Below are 25963 nucleotides of genomic sequence, written 5' to 3'. Positions count from 1 at the left end.
GAGCGAAGCAGGGCGCACCGATCAACTCGGACGGCGCGGACCCGCGGTCAGGAAAAAGCGACACAGGCAGCTGCTCACGCGGCACAGGTCGACCGCGCGGCGCTGCACAAGCTGCGTCCGGAACATAGTTCGTGTCACGGTAGCAGCGAACGTCACGTCTGTGTTAACCCGCGGGCGATGGTTCCGAAGAATCACTGTCTGCCCGATTGGTCCCCGCCCGGTGGGACGATCTCCGCGAGAGTGGCGAACACCGCGTCGCGCGACGGCGGGGCACCGCTCGCCCGCCGCACCTCCAGGCCATGCCCGTCCAGGACGAGCACCGTCGGGGTGCGCCGAACGCCGAGCCGGCGCACGAGCCCCAGGTGTGCCTCCGCGTCCACCTCGACGTGGCGCACGCCCGGCACCGTCTCGGCGACACCGGCGAGAACCCGCCGCGTCGTCCGGCACGGCGCGCAGAACGCCGTCGAGAACTGCAGCAGCGTCGCGCGCTCCCCCAGCTCGGCACCGAGCGCCGCGAGCTCCCCACCCAGTCCGTCCGCCGCCACCTCGCCCGGCGCGGGCCCGACACCACTGCCCACCGAACCCTCCAGCCCACCCTCCAGCCCGACCGCGCGTGGGAGCCGCGCACCCGACACGACGGGCGGCGAGACCCGCGACCGGCGCGGGCGCAACCGGCCGTCCCGGCGGCGGCTGGCGACGCCGATCACGAGCGCCACGACGACCGCCGCCAGCAGGACCCAGACTCCCGTCACGCTACGTACAGCACCCCGGCTCCGCTCCCTCTTCCCACCTCACGCGCCGCCGAGGTCACATCCGGCCGCACACGTCATCCGCGCGGACGTCCCGGTCAGGGGGACGTCCCGGTCAGGGGGACGTCCCGGTCAGGGGGACGTCGGGGTACCGGTGCCGATGGTCGCGTTCGGGTCGAGCACCACGTTCTGGCCGGAGGCCGCGAAGACGATCCGGTCCGCGGCCACCGTCGCCGAGGTCAGGCGCATGTTGAACGGCAGGCCCGCGATCGGCACGCGGACCGTCAGCAGCTCTCCGACGCTCTGGCGCAGGGCCGGCGGCAGCACCGCGCCCACCGAGGCGGCCAGCTCCCGCGGGGTGAAGGTCACCGCGGCCGGCGCCACCCCGATGTCCGCCGTGCCGGACACCGGGTAGCTCGTCCCCAGCACCGCGACGCTCCCGGCCACCCGGATCGCCTCACCCTGCGCGCCGATCGTGAGCGCGGAGCCCTGGCCGTGCAGGTAGGTGTTGATGTCGGCGAAGGTCAGTTCGACCCGGGCCGTCAGGTGGTCCACGGGCACCTGACGCACCTGGCCGCGCACCACGTCACCGAGCGGGACGCGGACCCCGGCGAGGTCGGCGTGCACCCGGTCGACGCGGACCCCCTGCTGGACCTGCCCACGCACGTCGACCCGGACGTCGCGGTAGTCGCCGGCGACGACCTGGGTCAGGAACGGGAAGCCGCCGAGGGACACGTCAGGCCGTGACGACAGGGCGTCGGAGCGCTGCGCCTGGATGGCGATCTGGCCGGCGACGACGCGCGCCGCGATCCGGTCCACGGCCACGAGCAGCCCGAGCAGGACAACCACGACGACGGCCGTGATGCGCAGTCCTCGATGGGATCCGCTCATCCGGGCAGGTGCCGTCCGACCAGGTAGACGAGGGGAGCCGCGCAGGCGAGGGGCAGGACGGCGGCAAGCAGCGCCGCCGATGCCGGCGGCGGCGCGGGCTCGTCGCGGGCCCGCACGAGCGTGCGGTCGACCAGTGCCGCGACGAGCGCACCGGCGGCCGCGGCGGCGAGCCCGGCGGTCGCCGACAGGCTGGCGGCGCCGGGACCGCCGAGGCCCGCACCCGCCGCGGCGGCGGCGAGCACCCCGAGCACCCCGGCGGGCGCCCAGGCGAGCCCCGCCCAGCCGAGCAGCCGGGCAACGGCGACCGCGGTGCCCGCGCCGAGCAGGCCGGCGGTCGCCATCAGGTCCGCCGGGTTCGGGGCACCGGACTCGGCCCGCAGCGCGAGGTAGCCGGTGGCCAGCGCGCCCAGGCTGATCCCGCCGAGCGCCGTGACGAGCTCGGCGCTCACCCGCGTCGCGGGGGCGCCCGGGGGCGCTCCCGCGGCCGGCGTACCGGCGGTGGGCGTCGGGGAAACCGCAGGGCCGGGGGAGGCGGCGGGGGTTGCCGAGGCCGCGGGGGTTGCCGAGGCCGCGGGGACGGCGACCGGTCGGACGCGCAGCGTCACCGCTCGGCGCAGCGTGAGCTGATAGAGGACGACCGCCGCGACGGCCGAGCCGACGACGCCGGCGGCCGAGCCGTAGGTGTGCCGGTGGGTGACGAGCACGGCCACGTCGGCCAGCACCGACCAGGCCGCGACCAGTCCGATCGTGCCCGGCGAGCAGCGCAGCACCCGGCCCCAGGCCCAGGCGAAGGCGACCTGCTCGGCGGCGAGGACCACCGCGAGCGCCCAGGTGGCGAGGATCGCGGCGGCGATCGCGAGCCCCGCCGCGACCACGGCGGCCACCGGCGCGAGCCAGGCCGCGTCCCCGGACTCATCGTCCCCGGGCAGGCCGTCCCGGGATGGGAGGGTGCTGCCGGGTGATCCCGGATCGCCTGCGCTCACGCCCGCCATGCTGTCATGCCCTCGTCGCGCGCCCGGCGCCGCACCGGTGGCGGGCGCGCGAACACGGATCAGCCGCCGGCGAACGGCGGCAGGGCCTCGACGACGGCACCGTCGGGCAGCACGACGCCGGCCGGGTCCCGCCGACCCACCGGGCAGTCGTCCACCAGGTAGGAGCAGCGCCGCAGCACCGCCGGCAGGGATCCACCGTGCCGGGCGGCGACGATCACGAACAGCTCCGCGAGGGTGCGGGCCGGGACTGTCTCCTCGGCCACGCCGGCGGCGGCCCGCGCGGCGGCCCAGTACCGCACGGTGACCCGCGGCGGCGCCGGTTCGGACTCGGCCGTCATCCGACCCTCGCCTCCGGGTCGGGGGGCACTGCCCTCGCGAGTGGCACCGCCGTCCCGGGAGCCACCGCCGGTCCGGACGGCCGGGTCTGTGCCGTCAGGCTGACGATCTCGGCGCCGATGCGGTCCAGCAGACCGGGGTTCAGGCCGGCCTCGGCGTGGCCGAACTCGGGCTCGATCCACAGCCGTGCCTGCTCTCCCGCCGCCGCGGCGAGCGCCCGCGGATGATCGAGCGTGAAATACCGGTCGCGGCATCCATGAACGATCAGCAATGGCGTTGGAGCAATCGATCCGATGAGGTCCAGCGGAGACGCCGGAATTGGCACGAAAGCGCCCGAATCGATGCGTACACGTAACACTCCGCGTGCCACCATCCGGCCAGTCGCGTGTTCCGCGAACCAGTGGATCCGACGCATGGGCCTGGTATCCCGCACGAACCAACGGCTCGTCGCGCTCACGCTGACCACCGCGTCCGGAGGATGACGAAGGCGGTGACCGTGACAGAGCGTACCAGACTTGACCATCGCGGCCTGCCGGATCACTGCGGCCCCACCCATCGACCAACCAATGGTGGCAACGCGCTGATAGCCGAGCCGGCGGGCGGCCCCGACCGCCGCGTCGACGTCGAACACCTCACGATCACCGAACGTGCAGAACCCCGTGGATCGGCCATGCCCGCGCAGGTCCATGACCTGCACGCCGGCATATTTCCTTAACCCGGCCGATACACGGCGTAACGCGGGCCGCGTCATCGATCCCGAGAAGCCGTGTGCCACCACAACGGCCAGATCCCGTGACTCTCCGTATAGATCGTTGATCTTAGGATCGTGACTCGTGGCCAGGATCTCAGAATCCGCGGTAGGTAGTAGCCCGTAGACGGTAGGAGCCGAGTAGGACACTCCGCTATCCTCCCCACATACCGGCCTTCGTTTCATGCCCATGACGGTCGTGAGACGCCCAGTGCCGGGGTTGGAGTTACTCACCGGGTCGACGCTGCCCCACCACAACACCTGCCTGGAGGAGTCGTCTTGAGCGTCGTCCTTTTGCTCACCAACGCCCCCGGTCCCTCCGCCGAGTCGTTTCCGTCCCTTGGTCTGCTCACCCACACGGTACGAGTCGCGCCGCTCGAGGCGAGCGCGCTGCTGGACGCCCCGCCCGTGGACGTGATCACGGTGGACGGCCGCCGGGAGCTCGTCATCGCCCGTGGCCTGTGCCGGCTGCTGCGTACCACCGGGCTCACGACCCCGCTGCTGGCGCTGGTCACCGAGGGCGGCCTGGCCGCGGTGTCCGCGGACTGGGGCGTCGACGACGTCGTCCTCGACTCCGCGGGTCCCGCCGAGGTCGAGGCCCGGTTGCGACTGGCCATCGGTCGGGTCGCCGCCGCCGGCGGCACCGCCGAGGCCGGTGTCATCCGGTCCGGCGACCTGTCGGTGGACGAGACCACCTACTCGGCGAAGCTGCGCGGCCGCCCCCTCGAACTCACCTTCAAGGAGTTCGAGCTGCTCAAGTACCTGGCCCAGCACCCCGGCCGGGTCTTCACCCGGGCGCAGCTGCTCCAGGAGGTGTGGGGCTACGACTACTACGGTGGCACCCGGACGGTCGACGTCCACGTCCGCCGGCTGCGCGCGAAACTCGGCCCCGAACACGAGGCCATGATCGGCACGGTCCGGCACGTCGGCTACAAGTTCGTCGCGCCGCCGATCACCCCGCTCGCGGACGGTCCCGGCGGATCGGGCGGCCGGGTCAACCGCGAGGACACGCGGACTCCCGAGCGGGTCTAGGACCGGCCCGGGCCACGGCCAGGGCGGGTCGATGGCGCGACAGCGGGGCTCCCCGCCCCCTACGGTCGTACCATGACCTCCCTGACCTGGCAGTCGACGCTCAGCGGTGCCGACGTCGACGGCGTCGAGAGTCTGCTCGTGGCCGCGGAACGGGCCGACGGCTGCGGCCCGGTGTCCGAGGACGTCCGTCTTGCCCTGCGTCCGGGGCTGCCTGTGGGCGCCGGCCGTCACCTGCTGGCCATGCGGACGGTCACCGGCGGATCGTCGGCGCTGTCCGGTGCCGACGATCCGCGGGAGATCGTCGGCTACGCGCATCTCGGCGGGGGCATGGGCAACCATCAGGCCGAGGTCGTCGTGCATCCCGCGCACCGACGCCACGGCATCGGGAGGGCCCTGGCCGGCGCGCTGACCGAGGCGGTCGGCTCGCCGCCCGCACGGCTCGACGTCTGGGCGCACGGCGACCTCCCGGGTGCGGCGGTGCTCGCCGATCGGCTCGGTTTCGCCCGCGCGCGGGTGCTGTTCCAGCTGCGCCGTCCCCTCGACGCCGGGCCGCCGCTGCCGGCGCCCGAGCTGCCGCCCGGCATCGACGTACGCCCCTTCGTCCCCGGCCGGGACGACGAGGGCTGGCTGGCGGTCAACGCCGCGGCCTTCGCCGACCATCCCGAGCAGGGCCGGTGGACGCGTGCCGATCTGGCCCTGCGCCAGGCCGAGCCCTGGTTCGACCCGGCGGGATTCTTCGTCGCCGAGCGTGACGGTCGCCTCGTCGGCTTCCACTGGACCAAGGTGCACGAGGTGGACACGACGCCGCCGCCCGGCGCCGCGGGCGGTCCCATCGGGGAGGTCTACGTGATCGGCGTGCTGCCCGGGGCGGGCGGGGCCGGGCTCGGCCGGGCGTTGACCCTCGTCGGCCTGCGCCATCTGCGCGCCCACGGACTCGCCTCGGTACTGCTCTACGTCGACGAGGACAACGACCGGGCGGTGCGGATGTACACCGGCCTCGGCTTCACCGAGTACTCCCGGGACGTCTCCTACCACTGGACCGGCCAGCCGAGCGGGCGCGGGCCGCGCGACTGAGCCCGCCCGGACCGACCAGCCCGCCCGGACCGACCAGCCCGGCCGCCCCGCCCGGGCGGGAGACTTCGCCGGCCCGTCACCGCGGGCGCGCCGTCCCCGGCGGGGCGGGATCGTCAGGTCATGCTCCGCGCCGGCTCGCCACGCCGGACGCCGTCGCCGGGCCGCCCTGGTCGACGTCGATGACAGAGGTCAGGTTGGTGACGGTGAGCAGCCGGTAACCGTCCTCGTTGAGGTTGCGCAGCGCCAGCCGGCCGCCGGCCGATCGCTGGCGCTGGTGGGCGAACAGGATCACCGCCAGCCCCTGGGAGTCGAGGAAGCTGACCTCCGCCAGGTCCACGACGATGTCCCGAACGCCGGCGACCCGGGCGTCGAGCAGTGCCTCCCGCAGGGGATCCAGCGACGAGTAGTCGATGTCACCCACCGGGTGCACGACGATGGCGTCTCGACCGGTCACCTCGACCCGAACACTTGGCTCCATGGCTCCATGGCTCCGCTGACGACCGGACGGCCTGGGCGCCGCGAGAAGCCGGCCGGGCTGCCTCCCACCACGCGTCGTGCCCCTGGCAAGCGCGACGTTGCGGGCCTACCCCGACCACGCCCCTCCCACACCCGCCGAATTCCCACTGGGAAGCGGCCTTTCTCACACCGGACCGACACCCGACTCCCCCTGGCCGCTCGCTCGCCACGACCCTCCCGGGCCGATCGCCGGCCTTACCCCCCGACTTCTCCCCGTCTGGCGGGATGGGATCACACGTCGTCCGATGAGAACGTCTGTTCATGAACATCAACCCGCCCTGGTCCCGCGGTGACGTCGTTCCCCCGGACGCCGTCCCTCCCGCCGACCTCGCCACCCACCTCTACACCGCCGAGGGCGCGGCCGTCTCCGTCGGCCCGCCCCCCGGCATGACGGCGCGGCGACCGCTCGTCCTGCTCGGCGCCCAGGCGCCCGGCGCCACCCCGGCCGTCCTGCGGCTGCGGCCGGAGGAGGCGCGCCGGCTCGCGCAGACGCTGACCGAGGCCGCGGACGCCCAGCCCGCCCACGCCGAGCGGGCGAACCCCGCCGCCGCGGAGCCGACCAGCGCCGGAGCCGACCGGCCGCCCGAGCGCCACGAGCGGTACGTGGTCGCGGTACCGGAGGGGTGCGCGGCGGCGGAACTGCGGCGCACCCTCGCGCCGCTGCCCGCCGCGTCCCGTCTCGTCGACTTCTCCTCGGACACGGACGTCGTGCTCGTCTTCGCCACTGACGACCCTCGTTGGCCGTCCCGGTCCGGTCCCGCCCGGTGATCGGCTCGGCGGCGGCGCCGCCTACCCGCGCACCACCTCGATCCCCGAGATGACGGCGAGCACGAGGAACGCCGCCGCGGCGATCCGGGTGATCATGGAGATCGGTATCAGCCGCAGCAGCCCGCGCCCGCCGGCGATGGCAAGCCCGGCCACGGTCCACAGCGCCAGCACCGCGCCGAGCCAGACGGCGACAGGCGCGTCGAACCGGGCGGCCAGGTTCGCCGTCGAGATCTGGGTGAGGTCGCCGAGCTCGGCGAGGAAGACGACACCGAAGGAGGTGGCGGCCACCCGCCAGAACGGGGTGGCGGTGGCGGTGGCGCGGCCGGGCGCGGGAGCCTCGGCCCCCTCCGGAGAGGCCGGCGTCGCGGCGGCGCCGGCCTGCGTCCCGGCTGGTTCCCCGTCCTGGTGACCCTCGCGGAGCACGAGGACGGCCCCGGCCAGGAACAGCAGCGCCGTGATCGCGTCCACGAGCCGGTTCGGCAGCAGGGAGAAGGCACTGCCCGCCGCCACCGCCACGGTCACGTGGATGACGAACGCCGCCGCCACTCCCACCCAGACGTACAGGGGCCGGAACCGGCTTCCCAGCACGAGGCTCGCGACCATCGTCTTGTCGGGTAGTTCGGCGAGGAAGATGACGCCGAAGGTGACTAATGCCGCGGTGATACTCACGCCGGAACCTCTCGATCGGGCCAGGTCGTGAGCGGGGAGACGCCTTCGACCCGGCATGGCTGCCGTGTCGAAGGTCTCGCCCACCCGACCATCGCGGCCGGGCCCGGCCGCCGGGCGCCGACGGCCCGGCCCGCGACGGGCCGATCCAGCGGACGCCAGTATGTCGACGCACCGGGCCGCTCGAGGCAGCCCGGCGCACACGCCGCCGCCGACCCGGTGCGGATCGGCGTGGCCGCGCGCCGACGCTGCATCGCTCGGCGGGGCTACTCCCCTTCGGGGTGAGAGGCTACCCGACCGGCGGATGGCACGCATCACGCCGGAAGCCGCCACCTGGACATTTCAGAGGAACACACGAAGACACATCCGCGGGACGGCAACCCGCATGGACATCACGGATTGCGTCACTAGATTTACGTGAAGTGATTGACGATCTGGCCCCTCCCCGCTCCGACGCCGCCGAGGATCCGGTACCGGCGCCGGTGGCGCTCGCCCGCACCGTGACCGGGCTGCGCCCGGTGATCAATGCCACCGGGGTACTGCTGCACGGCGCGCTCGGCCGGGCACCCCTGTCGGCGGCAGCCCGGGCGGCCGTCGATCTGGCCGCCGGCACGACCGATCTGGAGCTCGATCTCCACACCGGCCGCCGGGACCGCCGGGGGCGGACGGCCCACGCGGCCATGGCCGCCGCGGTGCCGGCGGCGGCCGCGGTACACGTGGTGAACAACAACGCCGCGGCCCTCGCCCTGTCCGCCGCGGCCCTCGCCGGCCAGCGGGAGATCGTCGTCAGCCGGGGCGAACTGCTGGAGACCACCGACGGATTCCGGCTGCCGGATCTCCTGGTCGCCGCGGGAGCCCGGCTGCGCGAGGTCGGCACCACCAACCACACGACCCTCGGCGACTACGCCGACGCGATCGGGCCCGAGACGGGCTTCGTGCTCCGCGTGCACCCGGCCGGCTACCAGGTCGTCGGCTTCACCGACCGGCCCGGCGTCGGCGATCTCGCCGCGCTGTGCGCCGACTTCGCGGTGCCGCTCGTCGGCGACTGCGGCTCCGGCCTGCTCCGTCCCGAGCCGTTGCTGGCCGCGGAGCCGGACGTGACGACCTGGCTGGACGCGGGCGTCGGCGTGGTCACGGCCAGCGGCGACAAACTCCTCGGCGGTCCGCAGTGCGGCCTGCTGTTCGGGCGCGCGGACCTGATCGACCGGATGCGGCGGCATCCCATGTCCCGGGCGCTGCGAGCCGGCAAGCTCACCCTCGCCGCGCTCGAGGCGACGCTGCGCCAGGGCGACTCGCCGACGGGCCGCGCCCTGCGGGCCCATCCGGAGCGGCTGACCGCGCGCGCCGAGACGCTCGCGGCCTGGCTGCGCCGCGCCGGAATCGCCGCGTCCGCCGTGGCCGGACGGGCGTTCGTGGACGACGGGGCCGCTGCCGCCGCCGTCCCCGCCGGCGCCGAGACCGGGTATCGGCGCTGGCCCGTCACCATCGGCGCCGAACTGCCCAGCGCGGCCGTAGCACTGGACGCCGCCGTGGCGGCACCGCTGCGCCACGGTGAGCCCGCCGTGCTCGGCCGCGTCGAGCACGGCTGCTGCCTGCTCGACCTGCGCACCGTCCCGCCGGAGCTCGATCCGGTGCTCGCCGCCGCCGTCCTCGCCGCGGCCACCGCCGCCGGCGCGACCGGCCACACCGACCCGCCGACCGCGCCGCGCGGCACCACGACGACGCGGGTGCTGGCGCCCCACCCGTCGGCGGCGCACCGAGCCGTGTCCACCCCGCCCTCCGGGCCGTCGCACGCGCCCGAGCCGCCCGGGACGACGCCTCGCCCCAGCACCACCCGCCCGGATGCCCCACCGACACACATGGAACAACCACCGGGTCGACCTGGCCCGGCGTCGCACCCGTCGGCACGGCATCTACCCCCGCAGCACCCGCCCGGCGCGGCCCCGAGCAGCCGCCCGGCGCACACCTGCGCGCCGGAAGGGGGTGTCCTCGCCGCGGTCGCGACGTTGGACGGGCCCCCGGCCTCGACCGCTCGCGCCGCCCTCACCGCGACCGACGACACCACCTCCTGTCCGCTCCTCGGTCCGCTCCCGCCCGCGTCCACCGCCCCGCTCGAGACGGCGGAGATGGACACCGTCGAGTCCGCGACCATTCCGCCGCCGTCCACATCGGGGCGGCACACCCCGTGAGCGGTTCCCGGCTTCGGGATCATCCCGTCGTCTCCGACGCGGCGCGCCGGCTGTCCGCCGCGGCCGCCGGCTCGATGCTGCTCTGCTACGGGCTCGTTCATCTGCTGGTCTGGCCGGGGGCGCCGACCGGCACGCCGGGTGAGCGCTACGGCTGGGACGGCGCCTCCCGGCTGTTGGACTGGCTGCCCGCCGCCGCGGTCCGGACCACCGGCGGGCTCCTGCTCGCCGTCGCCGTGCTCGGTCACGCGTGCGGCGCGGCCGGCGTCGCCGGGGTTCCCGTCCTGCGCCGCTATCGGCTCGCCACGACCGGGGCGGGCGCCGCCGGCTCGCTCGGCCTCTACGCGGTGACGTGGCCGGGGCTGCAACCGTCGCCGACGGATTTCAGCGCCGGGCCGGTCATCAGCGGCCTGCTGCTGACCTGTGTGCTGGCGACGGCCTGCGCGCGGCGGTACCCGCCCCCCGCTGCCGGCGACCATCCGGGCCGGCGGTGACGCCGGCGCTCGGTGGCGTCAGCCGAGCGCGTCGAGCTCGCGGAGCAGGTTGAGCCGGGCCGTGGGCTCCCAGGCACGGCGTGCCCAGGCCGTCGCGTAGACGGGACCGCTCAGCAGGGCGCGCACGACCGCGCCGCGCCCCGCCCGCCACACCTGGTCGTCGAGGCCCCCGTACTCGCGGCGGACACGGCGGACGTACTGGTCGTAGGCGGCCGGGTGCCGGGACAGGATCCGCAGGTCCGCGTCGTTGACGAGCGCCTCGTCCGGCTGGTGCGAGCGGTGCGCGGCGGTGGCCAGCACCAGGCGTGCCACCGTCTCCCCCACCTGCCCGGGACAGCCCAGGCGTTCGAGGACCGCTACCGCGAGCTGGGCGGAGCGCTGCTCGTTGTCGATCCGCCGCGGCACGAGGACGGCGTCGTGGAAGTAGCCGGCGAGCACGCAGGCATGGACGGTCGCACCCTCGGGCGAGGACCGGGCCGCGGGCGCAGGCCGCTCGGCGGCGAGCAGCACCCGCAGGGCGGCCGTCATCTCGGCCACGTGCCGCAGCGTGTGGTAGTGCCGCCCAGGCTCCTGGTAGCGCCGGGCGAGGTCCACGAAGGCCGCCACCCGCTCGCCGGGATCCGCCCGGGCGCCCGCGGTGACCAGAGCGTCGTCGAAGACCCGGGCCAGCGGGGAGCGCGGGCCGCCCGCGCCCGCCGCGCCGACGGCGCTCACGTTCGTCCCTTTCCCGCCACTCGCCCCTCCCCACTCGCGTGATGGCCGCCGCGGACCGCGCGCCACCCACTCGGCCACCCCCAACCTTGCCACGATCGAACACGTGTGCGACTGTTGGGCGGTGGAAGTGCAGATCCTGATCGACGGGCAGCCCTATCCGCTGCCGGCGGGGACCGATCCGGAGGAGCTGCGCCGACGGGTCGCCCAGGCGGTCTTCCGCTGCGAGGTCGAGCAGCTCCATCTGGCCGACGGCCGAACCATGCTGGTCAACTGGCGATCCGTCCGCCTGGTCGAGATCCGACAGGCCGGCGGTGCGTCCGCGCCCACCCGGGACAGGCAGCCCGCGGCGCCGGCGACGATCCCCCCGCCACCCCCGGCGAGCGGGCCGAACAAAGACGATCTCTCATGACAAGAACCCAATTCGCCATGTCTTCGATATAGCGGAGTATATCGGTCCTTTTCGGGCACCCGCTGACCGGGTGGCATTGATGCGGCGTTTATGGTTCGCACACCCCGTCGAGATGGTTAAGTGTTATTTGTCTACCGGTTGCGATAATTGCGATCTTTGTGGGACGCGGGGGACGCGGCCGGCCCACTCCGTGGAGAAGCCATCAGGGGGTCTCGTCATGAGCGGATACGACTATTCGGTTGCGATCCTGGGGAGCGGCATCGCCGGCTCGACGCTGGCCAACATCCTCGCCCGGCACGGGCACAGCGTGGTGCTCGTGGACAGCGGCAGTCATCCCAGGTTCGCGCTCGGCGAGTCTACGATCGGAGAAACGACCTACCTGCTGAAACTCCTGGCGGAGCGGTTCGACGTCCCCGAGCTGGCCCACGTGAGCAGCTTCGAGGGAGTGCGCTCGCACGTCACCTCCGCCTGCGGCGTCAAGCGCAACTTCGGCTTCGTGTACCACCGTGAAGGCCACGTCCAGAACCCCGAGGAAGTCACCCAGTGCAACGTCTCCGAGTTCCCCAACGGGCCGGAGATGCACATGCACCGCCAGGACATCGACTCCTACCTGTTCTATACGGCGGTCCGGTACGGAGCGGAGCCGCGCCAGCGGACGTGGGTGGAGAAGGTCGAGTTCAGCGCCGACGCGGCGACGCTGACGACGCGGTCCGGCGACAGGCTGCGGGTCCGGTACGTCGTCGACGCGTCCGGGCGCAACTCCGTGCTCGCCTCCACCTTCGGACTCCGCGAGGATCCCTGCCGGTTCCGGACGAGCTCCCGCACGCTGTTCACACACATGGTCGGCGTGACCCCGTTCGACGAGGTCACCACCCCGAGCGGGCAGCCGTCCGAGTGGCACCAGGGCACCCTGCACCACATCTTCGACGGCGGCTGGCTGTGGGTGATCCCGTTCGACAACCACCAGCGCGCCACCAACCCGCTGTGCAGCGTCGGGCTCAACCTCGACACCCGGCGCTTCCCCAAGGAGCCGGGCCGCTCCGCCGACCAGGAGTGGGCCGACTTCCTCAGCCGTTTCCCCAGCGTGGCGCGGCAGTTCGCGGGCGCCCGGCCGGCCTGGGACTGGGTGTCCACCGGGCGCACCCAGTACTCCAGCAGCCGCACGGTCGGTGATCGCTGGGCGATGATGAGCCACGCGGCCGGTGCGATAGACGCGCTGTTCTCCCGCGGCATGGCCAACACGATGCAGGTGATCTACGCCTTCGCCCCGACCCTGCTGGCCGCGCTCGACGACGACGACTTCTCCGCCGAGCGGTTCAATCACATCGACGCCCTCAACCAGACCATCCTCGACGTCAACGACAAGCTCGTGCACGGCTCGTACGTCTCGTTCCGCGACTTCGACCTGTGGCGGGCGTGGTCGAAGGTCTGGTTCATGGGCTGGAACATGGGCATCGCCCGAATCCTCGGCACGTACTTCGGCTACCTGGAGAAGGGCGACCGCGAGCTGTTCGACCGGCTGCTCGACGCGCCGCACCCGGGCACCTTCTGCCCCGACCTGCCGGAGTTCCAGCCGCTGTTCGCCGCGCTGAGCGGGGTGATGGTGGACGTGGAGGAGGGCCGGCTCGCCGCGGCGGACGCCGTCGGGCGCCTGGCCGGGCTCCTCGGCGGCGCGGACTTCCTGCCGACCCCGCTGCGCCTCGGGGACGTGCTCCGCCGCTGGCACGACGGCTCCTTCGAGTCGCAGCGCCGGATGTACGAGTGGGGCCGCAGCAGCTCGCCGGAGCCGATGCGGCGCTGGTACGAGTACGACCTCGACGAGCTGCTCAGTCGCGCCGGCGGGGTCGGCGAGCCGGTCAGCTTCTGATCGCGGGGCGCGGACCGGGGCCGCGTGGGGCCGGGGCGCCACTGCTGGGCGGGCCGTATCCTGACACCGGTACCGAATTCTGAGGGGTCGTGCGCTGGAAGCAGGCGGGCCTGCTCGGGATGAAGTACTCCGACGTCGAGACGATCGCCGAGCAGGTCAACCGGCTCTGACCCACATCGGCACAGGTGCGGGGACGCGGGCCGCCGGGGTCGCGACGGCGCCGAACCGCTCGGCACCCGCCGTCCAGTCGGCACGGGCGGCCTCGATCTCGCCGCGGGTACGGGCGACGAGGTTCCACCACATGACCACCTGCTCGGGAAACGGCTCGCCGCCGAGCAGCATCGCCCGCACGCCACGCCCACCGGCGCCGCCCGTGCCGCCCGTGCCGCTGGCGGGAACGCCGGCCACGGCCGGCCCGGTGCCGATCGGCAGCTCCTCCCGGCCGGGGCGCAGGTAGCCCAGCTGGCCGGCGACCAGGACGTTCGCGCCGATCCGCACCGCCCCGTCGAGGGCGATCACGGCGTACTCGAAGTCGCGCCGCAGCGGCAGCACGCCGCCCCCGCCGTGCAGGGCGAGCTCGGCTCCGACCAGAGGCGTGTCGGTGCGAGCCGGGGAGGCCGCGCCGCCCAGCTCGCCGAGCAGCACCGTCACCTCGACCGAGCCGAAGCCGGCGACGGGCAGGTGCGGGTGGTGGGCGAAGTCGGCGGGGCCGTGCCGGGTGCGGTCCGGTTGGGCGACCCACAGCTGCACGCCGTGCAGCTGGCCGTCGCCGTCCTCGGACGCCTCGGCGTGGGCGACGCCGTTGCCGGCGGTCATCAGGTTGAGTTCCCGGGGCCGCAGCGGCTGGTTGCTGCCCAGGCTGTCCCGGTGCACCAGCCCACCGGACAGCAGCCAGGTCACGGTGGCGAGCCCGATGTGCGGGTGAGGCCCGATCTCGACCGGGCGCCGCGGGCCGACCGCCAGCGGGCCCATCTGGTCGACGAAGCACCAGGCACCGACGGTCCGCCGCCCCTGGCGGGGCAGGGTGCGGCGCACCGGGATGCCGCCCACGTCGGCCGCCCGCCCGTCAACGACCTCCAGGTCGACGCCGACGGCCGGGACGGGTCCGCTCATCCATCCACAATACGTTGTACACGCAACAACGTGATATGGATGCCAGAACGGTGCCGCGCCGCCCGGGCGGCTCTCACGCGTCCCGGTGGACGGTGTCGGGGGTGAAGCCCGGCAGGCAGACGGAGACGTAGTCGGCGCCGTCGGGTCCCGGCGTGCTGTAGCGCACCCACTCCCCGGCAGCCGTGCGCACCGCCTGACCCGCTCCGACCTCGAGGGTTCCGCCTTCGTGCTCCACCAGGACCGCCCCGCGCAGGACGATCGTGTACTCGTCGAACTCGGGGCGCTGGCCGGGCTCGGCCCACCCGCCCGGGCTCGACATGTGCGCGATGCTCAGTCCGCGGGTGCCGGTGTTCACCGCCCCCACATACTCACGAATGACTTTGGGCAGGTTCCCGGCGGCCTCGACGATGGTCGGCTTCTCGATGAAAGTCGGCATGGGAGGCATCATCGTCGACCGCGGGGGCGCCGCGGCGGAACTACCGTCTCCGGGCGGAACAACCAGCCGCGTGGAACAAACTCCGTAGCGTGGAACGGCCGCCGCCGTGCACGCCCCGCCGGCAGTCGGCGCCGGGGGACGACGATACGATCGGCAAACTCCCCCGATGCCGGTGGGACGTGGAGGGGGCGTCGTGTCAACGGAATCGGTCTTTCTCACTCGTGCGCCCGAGCGGGCGGGCGGTATCTCCGCCACCGGCCGGGCACCCGTCGGGCAATTCCCGCTCGCGCCGCGACCGGGCACGGGATTCGCCGCGGTTGATTCGATCCTGGCCAACCTGACCTTTCACCACTTCGGCATCGTCGTCGCCGACCTCGACCTGGCCCGCGGGCTTTACACGGTCGCCCTCGGCATCGACTCCTGGCAGGTGGTGGCGCTGTCCGGCCCGGCATTGCGCCGTAACCGGACCATCGCCCTCGACGGCGCCCGGGTGGCTGTCGGCCGTCTCGGCGCGGGCCACGTCCAGCTGGTCGAGCCGGGGCACCAGCCGTCACTGGCGCGCGAGATGCTCGATCTTCGCGGCGAGGGTCTGTTCGCCATCGGCTACCTGGTCGACGATCTGGCGGCCGCGTTGCGCGGCGCGGGCCGCGGTGGTGCCCTGGTCGAGCAGATCCAGCCGGATCCGGGCAGCCCCACCCAGGCCTACCTGGACGGCGGCTCGGGCCTGCTCGTCGACCTGTTGCAGCGCGGCGCACCCTGGCCTGCCTGACCTTCCCCTGCCACCTGGGCCGACGCCCCGAGTGGTCGGCTGGCTTGTGTCCGGGACGGTTCAAATGTCATCATGAATAGGAGGCCGCCCGGCACCCCCCGAGCTGGGCGGCCTCACCTGTGCGCGGAAGTGCCCGCGTCCGTCGTCTCGCGCGGTCGGCCCGGCGAGGGGCGACGTGCCCGGTCAGGTGGTCTCAGGTGGTCAGCACCACGACGGTCAGCACGACGCCGATGAGGGTGGTCGCGATCGCGACGAAGGTCGCCACCCGGCCGCGTCCGCTGCCCCGCCGCCAGGCCAGGGCGCCGCAACCGATCGCGATCAGGCCGGAAAGCGGGAAGAACAACCCGACGGCGGCGAACGTGAACGCGAGAATCCACAGCGCCCGTGCTCCCGGCAGTTCGTCGGCGGTCACTTCCGGGCTATCGGCCATCGCCTGGCCGGGGTCATCGTCCGGATACGGAGCATGTGGCGCCGCCCCGGTGCCCGGCGCGGCGGCCCCGACCGGCTCCGCGCCTTCCGTGGCGCTTCCCGGACGCCGGGGGTCGGAACCGGCCGGCGCGCCGCCGCCCGCCTTCGCCGACCCGACCGATGCCCTGGCGGATGCCCCGGCCGGCGCCGGCCCGGAATCGGCACTGGCGGCGGTCGGTCTGGTCATGACGGACTCCTCAGTGGACGAACTACCGCTCGTCCTGATCGTTCCCGACGCAGCGTCGGCCCGCGGACCGACCCGTTCTCGTCGAGCCTGACGCAGATCCGCGGCGGCGTCCCGAACACCACGCCAAAAGCGAACATATGGAACATCACAGTTCCCCGAAAGCGCCCCCCGTATGGCCTGCGTCACAGCGGCGACGACGTATAGGACGTGCGCGGACCTTCGTCGCGGGGCGTGCGCGGCCGCCACCAGGGTCACCAGATCGGATCAGGCGCCCCTGGTGAGGGCAGGCGGCACCGCTCCCGGCAGACTGGACGCGGCCGGGCAACCCGGGCGTCACCGCGCGGGCGGGTGCCCGCCCGCGCGATTGCCCGGCGGGTCGGCCGTCCGCATGGCGCCTGTCACGACCACAACCGAAAGGATGGCTGTCGATGCCGACAGTGGGGCAGCCACTCAGCTCGATCGAACGCCTCGGCCCGGACCATCACCGCGTCCTGGTCGACCTCGGCGCACGCTCCTACCCGGTCGAGATCGGCCCGGGGGTACGCCGGGTCCTGCCCGAGATCGTCGCCCGGACCGGGGCCCGGCGCGCGGTCATCGTCTCCGCCCGTCCCCTGGACACCGTGCCGGATCCGCGAGTGCCAGCGCTGCGACTGCCCGCCCGCGACGGCGAGGCGGACAAGACGCTCGCGAACGTCGAGGCGCTGTGCGGGCGGTTCACCGACTTCGGGCTGACCCGGTCCGACGTGGTCATCTCCTGCGGCGGCGGCACGACGACCGACGTCGTCGGGCTCGCGGCCGCGCTCTACCACCGCGGCGTCGCCGTCATCCATCTGCCGACGTCCCTGCTCGCCCAGGTGGACGCGAGCGTCGGCGGGAAGACCGCGGTGAACCTGTCCGCCGGCAAGAACCTCGTCGGGGCCTACTGGCAGCCGAGCGCCGTCCTGTGCGACACCGACCTGCTGGCCACTCTGCCCCGCCGGGAGTGGATCAACGGCTACGGCGAGATCGCCCGAGCGCACTTCATCGGCGCTCCCGACCTGCTGGGACGCCCGGTCGCCGAGCAGATCGCGGCCAGCGTCGCGCTCAAGGCCGCCGTCGTCGCCCGCGACGAGCGCGACGCGAGCCTGCGCCACATCCTCAACTACGGGCACACCCTCGGCCACGCGCTGGAACGGGTCACCGACTACGCGCTGCGCCACGGCGAGGCGGTGGCCGTCGGTACCGTGTTCGCCGGTCAGCTCGCGGGCGCCCTCGGCCGGATCGGGCCCGACCGGGTCGCCGAGCACCTCGACGTCGTGCGAGGCTACGGCCTGCCCACGGCCCTGCCAGCCGGCGCCGGGGCGGCCGACCTCGTCGCCGTGATGCGGCTGGACAAGAAGTCGACGAACACCGGGCTGACGTTCGTGCTCGACGGCGCGAACGGTCCCGAGCTGGTCCCCGATGTCGACGAGCGGGTCGTGCTCTCGACGCTCGCCGCGATGCCGCGCCAGGACGCGGCGTGACCGCGCCCCCCACCACGCCCACCGCGCTACCGATCAGCGGCACCACCAGGCTGTACGCGGTGATCGGCGACCCGGTCACCCAGGTCCAGGCGCCCGCGCTGCTCAACCCGCTGTTCGCTCGGCTCGCGATGGACGCCGTCCTGATCCCCGTGCAGGCCCACCCACGGCGGTTCGCCACCGTGCTGGAAGGTCTGGAAGCGATCGGGAACCTCGACGGCGTGCTCGTCACGATCCCGCACAAGATCGCCGCCTGCACCCTGGCCAGTGAGCGCAGCACCGCCGCCGCGATCAGCGGCAGCGCCAACGTGCTGCGCCGCGCTCCCGGCGGCTGGCGCGCGGACAACTTCGACGGCGCCGGCTTCGTCCGCGGCCTCACCGCCGCCGGGCACCCGCCGCGCGGCGCGCGGGTCGCGCTCCTGGGCGCGGGCGGCGCCGGCAGCGCGATCGCGGTCGCGCTGCTCGAGGCCGGCTGCGGCCCGCTGGCCATCCACGACCCGGACCAGGACAAGTGCGCGGACCTCGTCGCCCGGCTGGACGCGCACTGGCCGGGACGCACCGTCGCCGCCGCCGCACCGGTGCTGGGCGACGCGGATCTGGCGGTCAACGCGACACCGCTCGGCCTGCGCCCCGACGACCCGCTGCCCTTCCCGCCCGACGCGCTGCCCGCCGGCTGCGTGGTCGCGGACATCATCATGAAGCCCGCGCGCACCCGGCTGCTGGCCGCCGCCGCCACCCTCGGGCTACCCACCCATCCCGGCATCCACATGCTCGCCGAGCAGCTCGACCTGTACCGCTCGTTCTTCGGTCTCATCCCCGCGCAGCGCGCCTGACCGGCGGCGAGAGGAGTCCCACCGTGTCATCCACCGCCCTGCCGCCCGCTGTCGGCGCCGGTGTCGCCGGGGTGCTCGGCATCGACATCGGCGGCACCAAGGTCGCCCTGCGGATCGAACCCGCCGCGCCCGCGCCCGCACCCGCACCGGTCGAGGCGACCCTGCGTTGGCAGCCGGCCGCACCGGCGGCGCGCGACGTCGAGGACCTCGCCGAGCACGTCGCCGCCCTGCTGGTCCGCTGGGCCGGTCCGGTGGAGGCCGTCGGCGTCGCGATGCCGGGGACCGTCGACGCGGCGGGCTTGGTGACCACCTGGCCGGGCCGGCCGAGCTGGACCGGGCTTCGGTTCGCCGACACGCTGCGCGGGCTGGTGCCGGGCGCCACGATCGCTCATGCCGACGACGGCGACGTCGCCGCGCTCGCGGAGGCCTCGGCCGCCGGCTGCCCGGACGTCGTCTACATCGGCGTCGGCACCGGGGTGGGCGGCGGGATCGTGCTGGCCGGTCGGCCCTGCCCAGGGCCCGGCCGCGGCTCGGCCGAGGTGGGACACATGGTGATCGCCATGGACGGCCCGCCGTGCGGCTGCGGGCGGCGCGGCTGCGTGCAGGCCATCGCCAGCGGCCCCGCCACCCTGCGCCGCGCCGCCCGCCACCGGGCCGCCACCGCTGTCACCGCCGCCACCGCTGTCACCGCTGTCACCGCTGTCACCGCTGCCGACGTCGAGCGCGGCGGCGAGGGCGGCGTGCGGGGCGTGGACTTCGTCGAGCTGCGCGCGGGCTGGGTGGACGGCGCCGACTGGGCGGTGCGGGCGGTGCGGGAGAGCGCGGCGGCGGTGGCGGTCGCCGTGGTCAGCCTCACCGAGCTGCTGCACCCGGCGCTGGCCGTGGTGGGCGGCGGGTTCGCCGACGGGCTGCCCGGGTTCACCGACGCCGTGGCCGAGCATGCCCGTGGGCTCGCGCGGCCCGGCCATCCGCCGGCGCCGGTGCGCGCGGCGGTCCTCGGCGGCCTGTCGTCCCTCGCGGGCGCGACCCTGCTCGCCCGCCAGGCCCTCCGGCCCGCCCACGTCCCAGCCGGCTGACCCGTCGCCCCACCCGGCCAGTCTCCCCCGGTGGTCGAACTCCCTGGCCGGGGCGCGGGCGTCGCCGGCCAGGGGCTGGGCTGCCAGGGACGCAGCTGCCGACAGGTGCGTCAGTCCGAGGCGTCGCTCCGGGGTGTCAGTCGCCGGAGAGGACCCCACCGGCGACCGGCGCCCCGGCGGCGACCGGCGGCGCCAGACCGGCCGGTGGCACGGCGGCCGTCGCGACCGCGGTGGGCGGCACGGGGGAACCATCCGAGCGTGCGGCCGGAACATCCGGCGCGGGCCGCGTGGAGCCGTCCGCCGATCCGGGGCCGAACCCCGCCGGCGACTCACCGAGCAGCGCGAGCAGGTCCGCCGGCCGGTGCAGAATCGCGTCCGGCTCGGCGGCGATCAGCTCGACACCGTCGGTCTCTCCCCACAGCGCGGCGACGGCCATGACCCCGGCACCGCGGGCGCTGTCGAGGTCCGCGACCGCGTCCCCGATCATCATCGCCTCGCCGGGTTCCGCGCCGAGCAGGTCAAGCGCCCGCAGCACGATGTCGGGTGCGGGCTTGGGCCGGGGGATCTCATCGGAGCCGAGCACATGGTCGAACAGCCCCAGCACACCGAGCTCGCCGAGCAGATGGCGGGCCCTCGGGCCGGCCTTGCCGGTGGCGACCGCCAGCCCGTAGCCGCGCTCCCGCAGCGTGCGCAGCATGTCCGCGACGCCGTCGAAGAGGACGACCTCGCGGGCGAGCCGGTAGCTCTCCCGGACGAACGGCTCCTCCATCTCCAGCGGCAGATTCATGATTCGCATGATGTCGGGGAAGTAGCGCCCCAGGTGACGCTCGTACTCCTCGAACGGCGGCTCGCCCGGGCCGACGACCTCGGCGTAGGCGATCGTGAAGGCCTGGCGCATGACGCCGAAGCTGTCCACGAGGACGCCGTCGAGATCGAAGATCACCGTCCGCCGGCGGATCCCACCGGCCGCGACCAGCCGGGCCTGCACGGTCTCGGGCGGGCCGAAGCCACCGTCCGCGCGGTTGCCGTCAGGTTCCGTACCCACATGCCCCTCCGGGCTCAACGCGTAGGACCTCGGTGACTTGTCGGCGGGGCGTCATCGGCCCGCGGGGACGAGGGCGGATGCCGCCCGGTGCGAACGGGCGGAGTCGTAGAGCCGTTCGATCGCGGCGATGGTCGGGCGGACCTCGGCGATCGCGCGTCCCCGGAAGGCCGGGTCGGCGAGCATCGCCGGCAGCTCGTCGAGCTGGCGCCGGTACTCGGTCCCGATGGGTTCCTCGGGCAGGTCGACCGCGGTGGTCTGACCGGTACGGGTGACGGTCAGGGCCGAGCGGTCCTGCCGGTTCGGCCCGAAACCGAACGTGCAGGTCAGCGAGGCGGTTCCGGCTGTGCCCTCGACGCGGATCGCGGTGATGTCGCGGGCCTCGTGCGAGGCCCAGCTCGCCCGCAGCGCGACCGAGGTGCCCTGTTCGGTCACCAGGAAGCCACGCACGGTGTCCTCGACGTCGCCTCCCGCGCGGGCGGTCCGGACACCTGCCGGTCCCTGCTCCGCCGCCTGGTCCTCCTCGTCACCGTGGCGCCAGGAGGCGGCCCACGCGCCGTCGCTGACGAAGTCGTCCGACGTCGTGCCGACGACCTGGTGGAAGTGGACGCTGCCGAGCAGCGGAGTGAGCGTGTCGAGAAGATGCCAGCCGAGGTCGACCAGCGCGCCGCCGCCGGACTGCTCGCGGCGGGTGAACCAGCCGCCCGCGTCCGGGATGCCGCGGGCGCGGACCCAGGCGAGGTCGACGTGGCGGATCGCGCCGAGACCCGCCGCGACCTCGTAGAGCCGACTGACGTCGGCCCGGTAGCGGGCCGCGCTGCCGGCCAGCAGGGTGACGTCGCCCGCTCGCTCCGCGACGGCCAGCCGGTCGGCTTCCGCCGAGCTGAGGCACACCGGCTTCTCCAGGAACACCGGGACGCCGGCGCTCAGCAGCCGCTCGGCGATGTCGGCGTGCCGGTGGTTGGGCACCGCCACGACAGCGAGGTCGGGCCGGACCGCGCCGAGCTCGGCCACGTCGGCGACGACCGCCAGGTCTGGATCCTCCCCGGCGACGGCAGCGCGCGCGGTGGGGTCGGGATCCACCGCCGCGATCACCGTGAAGCGCCGATGCTCCCGCAGCCGGGGCAGCCAGATCGACCGCCCGGCCCAGCCGAGGCCGACGACGGCGACCCGGATCGGTGTCGACCCGGCCACTGGCCCCCCCGTGGTCACGGGCCCGCCGTCGGTCACTGGGCCGCCATGGTGTCGGCCACGACGGCCGCGACCTCGTGCATCTGCTCCTCGGTGCCCAGCAGGGTGCGGTGGTGCAGCCAGATGCCGTCGGCGCTGAGCGCCTCGGTGTTCGGGCAGCGCCGCGCGATGTCGTCGACCGTCTCGTCCGGGGCGCCGGTCTCCCAGAAGCCGTTGGAGCGGTAGATCGCGCGGAACGCGGCGAAGGCGGGCAGCCCACGCTCGACAAGCGCGTCGACGAGGGCGTTGCGGCGCTCCTCACCGAGGCCGGGGACCCGGAACATCGCCATGTAGTGCGGCTTGCGGTCACAACGCTCGTCGCGGCCCTGGGGAACGACACCCGGGATGGCCGCGAGCGCGTCGGCGAGCACCGGCCAGCGCTGCTCGCGGGTGTCGATCTGGCCGGCGAGCCGGCCGAGCTGGGCCCGCAGGACCGAGGCGGAGAACTCGTTGAGCCGGAAGTTCGAGCCGGAGGTCTGGTGGAAGTACCGGCGGTCGGTGCGGGGGCGCCCGCAGCTGTGCCGCAGGAAGGCGAGTTCGTGCAGCTCCGCGTCCGGGAACGTGACGGCGCCGCCCTCACCGGCCGTCATGAGCTTGCCGTTCTGGAAGCTGAACGCGGCCACGGAGCCGAGCTCGCCGACCTTGCGGCCCTGCCACTGGGCACCGTGGGCGTGCGCGGCGTCCTGGATGATCGGGATGCCGGTGTCGGCCGACAGCTTGGCCAGCGCATCCATGTCCGCGATCTGGCCGGCCATGTGCACCGGCATGATCGCCTTGGTGCGGGGCGTCACGGCGGCGGCGGCCGCGGCGGGATCGATGCAGTAGGTGTCCAGGTCGACGTCGACCGGTACCGCCACGGCGCCGAGACGCTGCGCGGCCTGGGAGGACGAGATGAACGTGAACCCCGGGACGATGACCTCCGTGCCCGGCCCGACACCGAGTACCTGCAGAGCAAGCTCCAGGGCGTGGGTCCCGTTCGTGACGGCCAGGGCGTAGTCGGCGCCGTGATAGGCGGCGAATTCACGCTCGAAGCTGTCGACCTCACTTCCGCCCATGCGCCACCACTGGCCCTGCTCCAGGGCCCGGATCAGACCGTCGCGCTCCTCGTCGGAGTACTGCGGCCAAGCCGGCAGCTCCGGTGCGCGTCGCGCTCCACCGCTCATGGTCCCCACCCTTTTCTTACGTGACGATAGGTTCGCGCGAGGATCCCGGTCGTCGACGGTTCATTACCCTGGGTTGCCCGAAGAATCCGCACGAGTGCATGCGCGACGGACGGTACCGCAACGCCCTGAGACAGCCTGCCGTCACCCGGACCCGATCACGCAATGAACAACAACATGACAATGATTGCACCATGAGCATCCTGCCGAGACCCACCCACGCTGGGATTTTACCGCCCATCGCCCGGCAGCGACCCCCAGCGTAACTGCGATATTGTGCCCGACAGGGCGCCGGCCGACCGGGCCCCTTGGCTACAGCGATGATGAGGTCCGGTGAGCACGCTCCTTCTTCTGAACGGCCCGAACCTGGGCATACTGGGCCGCCGCCAGCCAGAGGTCTACGGCACGGCCACCCTCGCGGACATCGAATCCGCCGTCGCCACCCGGATCGCCGACCGCGGCTGGAAACTGGTTTCGGTCCAGCGCGAGTCCGAGGGCGAACTCATCCATGCGATACAGGATAACTATGATTCGGTCGGCGCGATAGTCAACCCGGGCGCGCTCATGATGTACGGCTGGAGCCTGCGGGACGCCCTGGCGAACTATCCGAATCCGTGGATCGAAGTCCATCTGTCGAATGTCTGGGCACGCGAGACATTCCGGCACGAGTCGATTCTCTCGGCACTCGCACGGGGGGTGGTCGTGGGCCTGGGAGCGCTTGGCTACGAGCTCGCCGCCCAGGCGCTGCTTGAGCTCGTGCCAGCTGGGACCGACTGAACGCCGGGTCTGAACGGCCCGGTCCCCGCCGAGCGCGCCGGCGGGGACCGCACCCTCCGCCCACGGACTTCCACGGCTGGGGAGCGCCCGCGCCGCGGGGAGCGCGTGTCCGCAGAACGTCCCGGCGGTGAGCCCCGCCACCCCGCCGCCGGCCGAGGTGAGCCGGATCTCCGGCCGGCACCGGAATGCCGGGCGCGAGGGCGCGACAATACGGGGCACCTCGTTACCGGAATTTCAGCCGTCGCCTACCGCCACGCCACCTGTCGGCCACATGGCCCAGGCCTGGGAAAGACCGTGCCGCGCCGCGGGGCCGTGGATTACTGACACGGGCCCGAATACCGAAGGTGCATGAGGCCCGTCCCGTCGGCGGACCGCCGCGTGGACCGGGGTGCAACGGCGCGCGATCGGCGGCGGCGTGGGAGCGGCGGGAAACCGAAACGGCAGGCGGCCTTTCCGGCACCAACTCTGTCGGCGGTCCGACACATGCGCGACTGTCCTGCCGGGCATCGCCGGCCGCCGCGACAGACCCGGTGACGCGACAGACCCGGTGAACGGAGGTCAGTCCTCCGCGAGCGCCCGGGTCGCCGCCTCGGCGACGGCCGGCGTCAGGCGCGGGTGGTCGAGCGGCGGCAGCAGCCCGCCGGGCGGGGTGAGATCCACCAGCGCCCGCACGGCGGCCAGCCGGGCCGCCATCGTGACCGCCCGGTGGGCGCGGACAGCGGCGCGTAGCAGGCCCGGCAGCGCGTGCAGCGGCCGGGGTCCGGAGGTCGCCGAGGCCAGCGGCGGCGGGGTCTCCGGCCGGATGCGCAGCACGGGCGCTCCCCGCGGCGGGGAGGCCAGGCCGATCAGGTCGACGACCAGGTCAAGCTCGTTGGCGAGCTGGTGAAGCGGCTGGATCCCGTAGCTGAGCGGGTCGTAGAGGGTCAGGTCACGGATGCCGGCGGCGAGCAGCAGGCCAGCGAGGTCGCCGCCGCGGGCGGGATCGACGACGACCACCCGGGCCCGCCCGGGCGGCAGGCCGCGGGCGAGCAGATGGCTGAGCGCGGCGGCGGTCGCCGCCACGGCGAGGCCGTCGTTCAGTGTGTCGAGCAACGGCGTGGCGCCGGCGGCCGCCGGCGCGGCGCGCACCGCGTCGATGTGGCTGACATGCGTGTGGACCAGCACCGTCGCCGCGAAGCCGGGGGCGATCATCCCGATCGCGAGCCCCAGATCGGCGGCGTCCCGCGCGGCGATCGGCATCGGGATGACGTCGAGCCCTGTCGCCCGGTGCAGGTGCACCGCCTGCGACTCGACCGCCGGCAGGGCCGCCTCGGCGGTGAGCGGCTCGAAGTCGAGCACGGCACTGGCATCGGTGAGCAGGGCCACCCGGCGCGGCCGCCCGGTGAACAGGTCGGTGTGCGTGGGGTGGCTGGCCAGGTGGCGGATGACCCGGCGGTCGGCGTCCGCGTCGAGCAGCGCGAGGTCGTGGCCGGTGATGACGGACGCGCACAGGGACTGGGTGAGCTTGCCGGTGGACGCGACGACGAACACCGGGTCCTCCGTCTGCAGCAGGTCCGCGCCCAGCCGGCTGCGCAGGGCGTGGATGAGCCAGGTCAGTGTCGCTGCGCTGTCCGCGTCGAGGGTGATCCGCCTGCCGGCCGGGTCCGGTTCGTCGGCGTAGCAGGTGATGGCCCCGGGAGCCGCCGCGACCACCGCGTCGATGACCTGCCGCGCCGTGCCCGGCACGCGAACCGTGACGCTGTATGCGGGATTGGCCTGGGTCACGAGGCACTCTCCATGATCGTCAATCCGGGCGGGCGAACGCCCGCGGCGCCGAACCGTCCGCCGCCGCGTCGCCGGTGTCGAGGCCGGCATCGGGCGGGGCGGTTGCGCCATGTGTACGACGATCGTCGACTATCCCGCCGCCTGCCCGAGATCCTCACCGCGTCACC

At 74.0% G+C, this 25963-nt stretch carries 28 protein-coding genes; 12 read left to right on the top strand and 16 right to left on the bottom strand.

Annotated elements, in window-relative coordinates; all coding sequences use genetic code 11:
• Positions 1 to 21 precede the first annotated feature (21 nt).
• The 6 genes from C1A33_RS38100 to C1A33_RS22630 all read right to left on the bottom strand — a co-directional run bounded on the left by C1A33_RS38100 (position 22) and on the right by C1A33_RS22630 (position 3656).
• Complete coding sequence (locus C1A33_RS38100) at positions 22 to 126, bottom strand: putative leader peptide (protein WP_423748125.1); 105 nt, start codon at positions 124 to 126, stop codon at positions 22 to 24.
• Between the two features lie 65 nt (positions 127 to 191).
• Positions 192 to 752 (bottom strand): thioredoxin family protein, encoded by a 561-nt coding sequence (locus C1A33_RS36975; protein ID WP_243407840.1) that lies wholly within the window; start codon positions 750 to 752, stop codon positions 192 to 194.
• Between the two features lie 129 nt (positions 753 to 881).
• Positions 882 to 1640 (bottom strand): LmeA family phospholipid-binding protein, encoded by a 759-nt coding sequence (locus C1A33_RS22645; RefSeq protein WP_101833372.1) that lies wholly within the window; start codon positions 1638 to 1640, stop codon positions 882 to 884.
• Positions 1637 to 2632, bottom strand: a complete 996-nt coding sequence (locus C1A33_RS22640) for a hypothetical protein (protein ID WP_101833371.1) — start codon at positions 2630 to 2632, stop codon at positions 1637 to 1639. Before C1A33_RS22640 ends, C1A33_RS22645 begins: the two co-directional genes overlap by 4 nt.
• 59 nt (positions 2633 to 2691) lie before the next feature.
• Positions 2692 to 2970, bottom strand: coding sequence for a ubiquitin family protein (locus C1A33_RS22635; protein ID WP_101833370.1), 279 nt, complete (start codon positions 2968 to 2970; stop codon positions 2692 to 2694).
• Positions 2967 to 3656, bottom strand: a complete 690-nt coding sequence (locus tag C1A33_RS22630; RefSeq protein ID WP_243407849.1) for an alpha/beta hydrolase — start codon at positions 3654 to 3656, stop codon at positions 2967 to 2969. The genes C1A33_RS22635 and C1A33_RS22630 overlap by 4 nt, the downstream gene beginning before the upstream one ends.
• Positions 3657 to 3995: 339 nt before the next feature.
• On the opposite strand from C1A33_RS22630, the gene C1A33_RS22625 reads away from it, so the two are divergent.
• Positions 3996 to 4748, top strand: a complete 753-nt coding sequence (locus C1A33_RS22625; RefSeq protein ID WP_101833369.1) for a response regulator transcription factor — start codon at positions 3996 to 3998, stop codon at positions 4746 to 4748.
• A gap of 72 nt (positions 4749 to 4820) precedes the next feature.
• Positions 4821 to 5822: a mycothiol synthase gene (gene mshD, locus C1A33_RS22620; RefSeq protein ID WP_101833368.1), complete on the top strand. Its 1002-nt coding sequence runs from the start codon at positions 4821 to 4823 to the stop codon at positions 5820 to 5822.
• A gap of 118 nt (positions 5823 to 5940) precedes the next feature.
• Here mshD and C1A33_RS22615 read toward each other — a convergent pair whose 3' ends face one another.
• Entirely contained in the window at positions 5941 to 6300 is a 360-nt protein-coding gene (locus tag C1A33_RS22615) for an STAS domain-containing protein (RefSeq protein ID WP_101833367.1), read from the bottom strand.
• Positions 6301 to 6599: 299 nt separating this feature from the next.
• Here C1A33_RS22615 and C1A33_RS22610 point away from each other — a divergent pair, with 299 nt between their 5' ends.
• Positions 6600 to 7106, top strand: coding sequence for a hypothetical protein (locus C1A33_RS22610; protein WP_101833366.1), 507 nt, complete (start codon positions 6600 to 6602; stop codon positions 7104 to 7106).
• 21 nt (positions 7107 to 7127) lie between these two features.
• Here C1A33_RS22610 and C1A33_RS22605 read toward each other — a convergent pair whose 3' ends face one another.
• The gene (locus tag C1A33_RS22605; RefSeq protein WP_207770444.1) at positions 7128 to 7775 is read right to left on the bottom strand and encodes a TMEM165/GDT1 family protein; all 648 of its coding nucleotides are present in this window, start codon (positions 7773 to 7775) and stop codon (positions 7128 to 7130) included.
• A 419-nt stretch (positions 7776 to 8194) separates the two neighbouring features.
• On the opposite strand from C1A33_RS22605, the gene selA reads away from it, so the two are divergent.
• Both selA and C1A33_RS22595 read left to right on the top strand, forming a co-directional pair.
• Positions 8195 to 9961 (top strand): L-seryl-tRNA(Sec) selenium transferase, encoded by a 1767-nt coding sequence (gene selA / locus C1A33_RS22600; RefSeq protein WP_243407838.1) that lies wholly within the window; start codon positions 8195 to 8197, stop codon positions 9959 to 9961.
• Positions 9958 to 10452 (top strand): hypothetical protein, encoded by a 495-nt coding sequence (locus C1A33_RS22595; protein ID WP_101833365.1) that lies wholly within the window; start codon positions 9958 to 9960, stop codon positions 10450 to 10452. The genes selA and C1A33_RS22595 overlap by 4 nt, the downstream gene beginning before the upstream one ends.
• A gap of 18 nt (positions 10453 to 10470) precedes the next feature.
• Here C1A33_RS22595 and C1A33_RS22590 read toward each other — a convergent pair whose 3' ends face one another.
• Positions 10471 to 11166 (bottom strand): HD domain-containing protein, encoded by a 696-nt coding sequence (locus C1A33_RS22590; protein ID WP_101833364.1) that lies wholly within the window; start codon positions 11164 to 11166, stop codon positions 10471 to 10473.
• A 121-nt stretch (positions 11167 to 11287) separates the two neighbouring features.
• Here C1A33_RS22590 and C1A33_RS22585 point away from each other — a divergent pair, with 121 nt between their 5' ends.
• Positions 11288 to 11575 carry a hypothetical protein gene (locus C1A33_RS22585; RefSeq protein WP_133150793.1) on the top strand — a complete coding sequence of 96 codons (288 nt, stop codon included), beginning with the start codon at positions 11288 to 11290 and terminating at the stop codon, positions 11573 to 11575.
• A gap of 217 nt (positions 11576 to 11792) precedes the next feature.
• Positions 11793 to 13442, top strand: coding sequence for an NAD(P)/FAD-dependent oxidoreductase (locus C1A33_RS22580; RefSeq protein WP_101833362.1), 1650 nt, complete (start codon positions 11793 to 11795; stop codon positions 13440 to 13442).
• A gap of 156 nt (positions 13443 to 13598) precedes the next feature.
• Here C1A33_RS22580 and C1A33_RS22570 read toward each other — a convergent pair whose 3' ends face one another.
• Together C1A33_RS22570 and C1A33_RS22565 are read right to left on the bottom strand one after the other, a co-directional pair.
• Complete coding sequence (locus tag C1A33_RS22570) at positions 13599 to 14555, bottom strand: pirin family protein (protein WP_101833361.1); 957 nt, start codon at positions 14553 to 14555, stop codon at positions 13599 to 13601.
• 73 nt (positions 14556 to 14628) lie between these two features.
• Positions 14629 to 14991 (bottom strand): cupin domain-containing protein, encoded by a 363-nt coding sequence (locus C1A33_RS22565; protein ID WP_101833360.1) that lies wholly within the window; start codon positions 14989 to 14991, stop codon positions 14629 to 14631.
• A gap of 193 nt (positions 14992 to 15184) precedes the next feature.
• Here C1A33_RS22565 and C1A33_RS22560 point away from each other — a divergent pair, with 193 nt between their 5' ends.
• Positions 15185 to 15760 carry a VOC family protein gene (locus tag C1A33_RS22560; protein WP_243407837.1) on the top strand — a complete coding sequence of 192 codons (576 nt, stop codon included), beginning with the start codon at positions 15185 to 15187 and terminating at the stop codon, positions 15758 to 15760.
• 193 nt (positions 15761 to 15953) lie between these two features.
• Here the strand turns inward: C1A33_RS22560 and C1A33_RS22555 are convergent, their stop codons facing one another.
• Positions 15954 to 16415, bottom strand: a complete 462-nt coding sequence (locus tag C1A33_RS22555) for a hypothetical protein (RefSeq protein ID WP_101833358.1) — start codon at positions 16413 to 16415, stop codon at positions 15954 to 15956.
• Positions 16416 to 16843: 428 nt separating this feature from the next.
• On the opposite strand from C1A33_RS22555, the gene C1A33_RS22550 reads away from it, so the two are divergent.
• The 3 genes from C1A33_RS22550 to C1A33_RS22540 are packed head-to-tail and all read left to right on the top strand — an operon-like array spanning position 16844 to position 19823.
• Positions 16844 to 17917: a 3-dehydroquinate synthase family protein gene (locus tag C1A33_RS22550; RefSeq protein ID WP_101833357.1), complete on the top strand. Its 1074-nt coding sequence runs from the start codon at positions 16844 to 16846 to the stop codon at positions 17915 to 17917.
• Positions 17914 to 18747 carry a shikimate dehydrogenase family protein gene (locus C1A33_RS22545; protein WP_165818543.1) on the top strand — a complete coding sequence of 278 codons (834 nt, stop codon included), beginning with the start codon at positions 17914 to 17916 and terminating at the stop codon, positions 18745 to 18747. Before C1A33_RS22550 ends, C1A33_RS22545 begins: the two co-directional genes overlap by 4 nt.
• Before the next feature lie 23 nt (positions 18748 to 18770).
• Entirely contained in the window at positions 18771 to 19823 is a 1053-nt protein-coding gene (locus C1A33_RS22540) for an ROK family protein (RefSeq protein ID WP_243407836.1), read from the top strand.
• Between the two features lie 136 nt (positions 19824 to 19959).
• On the opposite strand, the gene C1A33_RS38425 is transcribed toward C1A33_RS22540, so the two are convergent.
• From C1A33_RS38425 to C1A33_RS22525, 3 genes are read right to left on the bottom strand one after another with little or no spacing between them, the layout of a single operon-like run.
• Complete coding sequence (locus tag C1A33_RS38425; RefSeq protein WP_341477253.1) at positions 19960 to 20868, bottom strand: HAD-IA family hydrolase; 909 nt, start codon at positions 20866 to 20868, stop codon at positions 19960 to 19962.
• Positions 20869 to 20919: 51 nt separating this feature from the next.
• Positions 20920 to 22077 carry a Gfo/Idh/MocA family protein gene (locus C1A33_RS22530; protein WP_243407835.1) on the bottom strand — a complete coding sequence of 386 codons (1158 nt, stop codon included), beginning with the start codon at positions 22075 to 22077 and terminating at the stop codon, positions 20920 to 20922.
• Positions 22078 to 22091: 14 nt separating this feature from the next.
• Complete coding sequence (locus C1A33_RS22525; protein ID WP_101833356.1) at positions 22092 to 23258, bottom strand: DegT/DnrJ/EryC1/StrS family aminotransferase; 1167 nt, start codon at positions 23256 to 23258, stop codon at positions 22092 to 22094.
• 330 nt (positions 23259 to 23588) lie between these two features.
• On the opposite strand from C1A33_RS22525, the gene C1A33_RS22520 reads away from it, so the two are divergent.
• Positions 23589 to 24032, top strand: coding sequence for a type II 3-dehydroquinate dehydratase (locus tag C1A33_RS22520; RefSeq protein ID WP_101833355.1), 444 nt, complete (start codon positions 23589 to 23591; stop codon positions 24030 to 24032).
• Between the two features lie 558 nt (positions 24033 to 24590).
• Here C1A33_RS22520 and C1A33_RS22515 read toward each other — a convergent pair.
• The gene (locus C1A33_RS22515; RefSeq protein ID WP_243407834.1) at positions 24591 to 25796 is read right to left on the bottom strand and encodes a malic enzyme-like protein; all 1206 of its coding nucleotides are present in this window, start codon (positions 25794 to 25796) and stop codon (positions 24591 to 24593) included.
• Between the last annotated feature and the right edge of the window lie 167 nt (positions 25797 to 25963).

The organism is Frankia canadensis, assembly GCF_900197875.1.
Classification (GTDB): Bacteria; Actinomycetota; Actinomycetes; order Frankiales; family Frankiaceae; genus Frankia; species Frankia canadensis.
The sequence above is the reverse complement of the archived record's forward strand: the minus strand, read 5'-3'. Positions and strand labels throughout refer to the sequence as shown.

What these genes read in the sequence shown, in the direction of transcription:
- C1A33_RS38100 (WP_423748125.1), bottom strand. Translation starts at nt 126, where the DNA reads ATGTTCCGGACGCAGCTTGTGCAGCGCCGCGCGGTCGACCTGTGCCGC.
- C1A33_RS22645 (WP_101833372.1), bottom strand. Translation starts at nt 1,640, where the DNA reads ATGAGCGGATCCCATCGAGGACTGCGCATCACGGCCGTCGTCGTGGTT.
- C1A33_RS22640 (WP_101833371.1), bottom strand. Translation starts at nt 2,632, where the DNA reads ATGGCGGGCGTGAGCGCAGGCGATCCGGGATCACCCGGCAGCACCCTC.
- C1A33_RS22635 (WP_101833370.1), bottom strand. Translation starts at nt 2,970, where the DNA reads ATGACGGCCGAGTCCGAACCGGCGCCGCCGCGGGTCACCGTGCGGTAC.
- C1A33_RS22630 (WP_243407849.1), bottom strand. Translation starts at nt 3,656, where the DNA reads ATGGACCTGCGCGGGCATGGCCGATCCACGGGGTTCTGCACGTTCGGT.
- mshD (WP_101833368.1), top strand. Translation starts at nt 4,821, where the DNA reads ATGACCTCCCTGACCTGGCAGTCGACGCTCAGCGGTGCCGACGTCGAC.
- C1A33_RS22615 (WP_101833367.1), bottom strand. Translation starts at nt 6,300, where the DNA reads ATGGAGCCAAGTGTTCGGGTCGAGGTGACCGGTCGAGACGCCATCGTC.
- C1A33_RS22610 (WP_101833366.1), top strand. Translation starts at nt 6,600, where the DNA reads ATGAACATCAACCCGCCCTGGTCCCGCGGTGACGTCGTTCCCCCGGAC.
- C1A33_RS22580 (WP_101833362.1), top strand. Translation starts at nt 11,793, where the DNA reads ATGAGCGGATACGACTATTCGGTTGCGATCCTGGGGAGCGGCATCGCC.
- C1A33_RS22570 (WP_101833361.1), bottom strand. Translation starts at nt 14,555, where the DNA reads ATGAGCGGACCCGTCCCGGCCGTCGGCGTCGACCTGGAGGTCGTTGAC.
- C1A33_RS22565 (WP_101833360.1), bottom strand. Translation starts at nt 14,991, where the DNA reads ATGCCGACTTTCATCGAGAAGCCGACCATCGTCGAGGCCGCCGGGAAC.
- C1A33_RS22555 (WP_101833358.1), bottom strand. Translation starts at nt 16,415, where the DNA reads ATGACCAGACCGACCGCCGCCAGTGCCGATTCCGGGCCGGCGCCGGCC.
- C1A33_RS22550 (WP_101833357.1), top strand. Translation starts at nt 16,844, where the DNA reads ATGCCGACAGTGGGGCAGCCACTCAGCTCGATCGAACGCCTCGGCCCG.
- C1A33_RS22525 (WP_101833356.1), bottom strand. Translation starts at nt 23,258, where the DNA reads ATGAGCGGTGGAGCGCGACGCGCACCGGAGCTGCCGGCTTGGCCGCAG.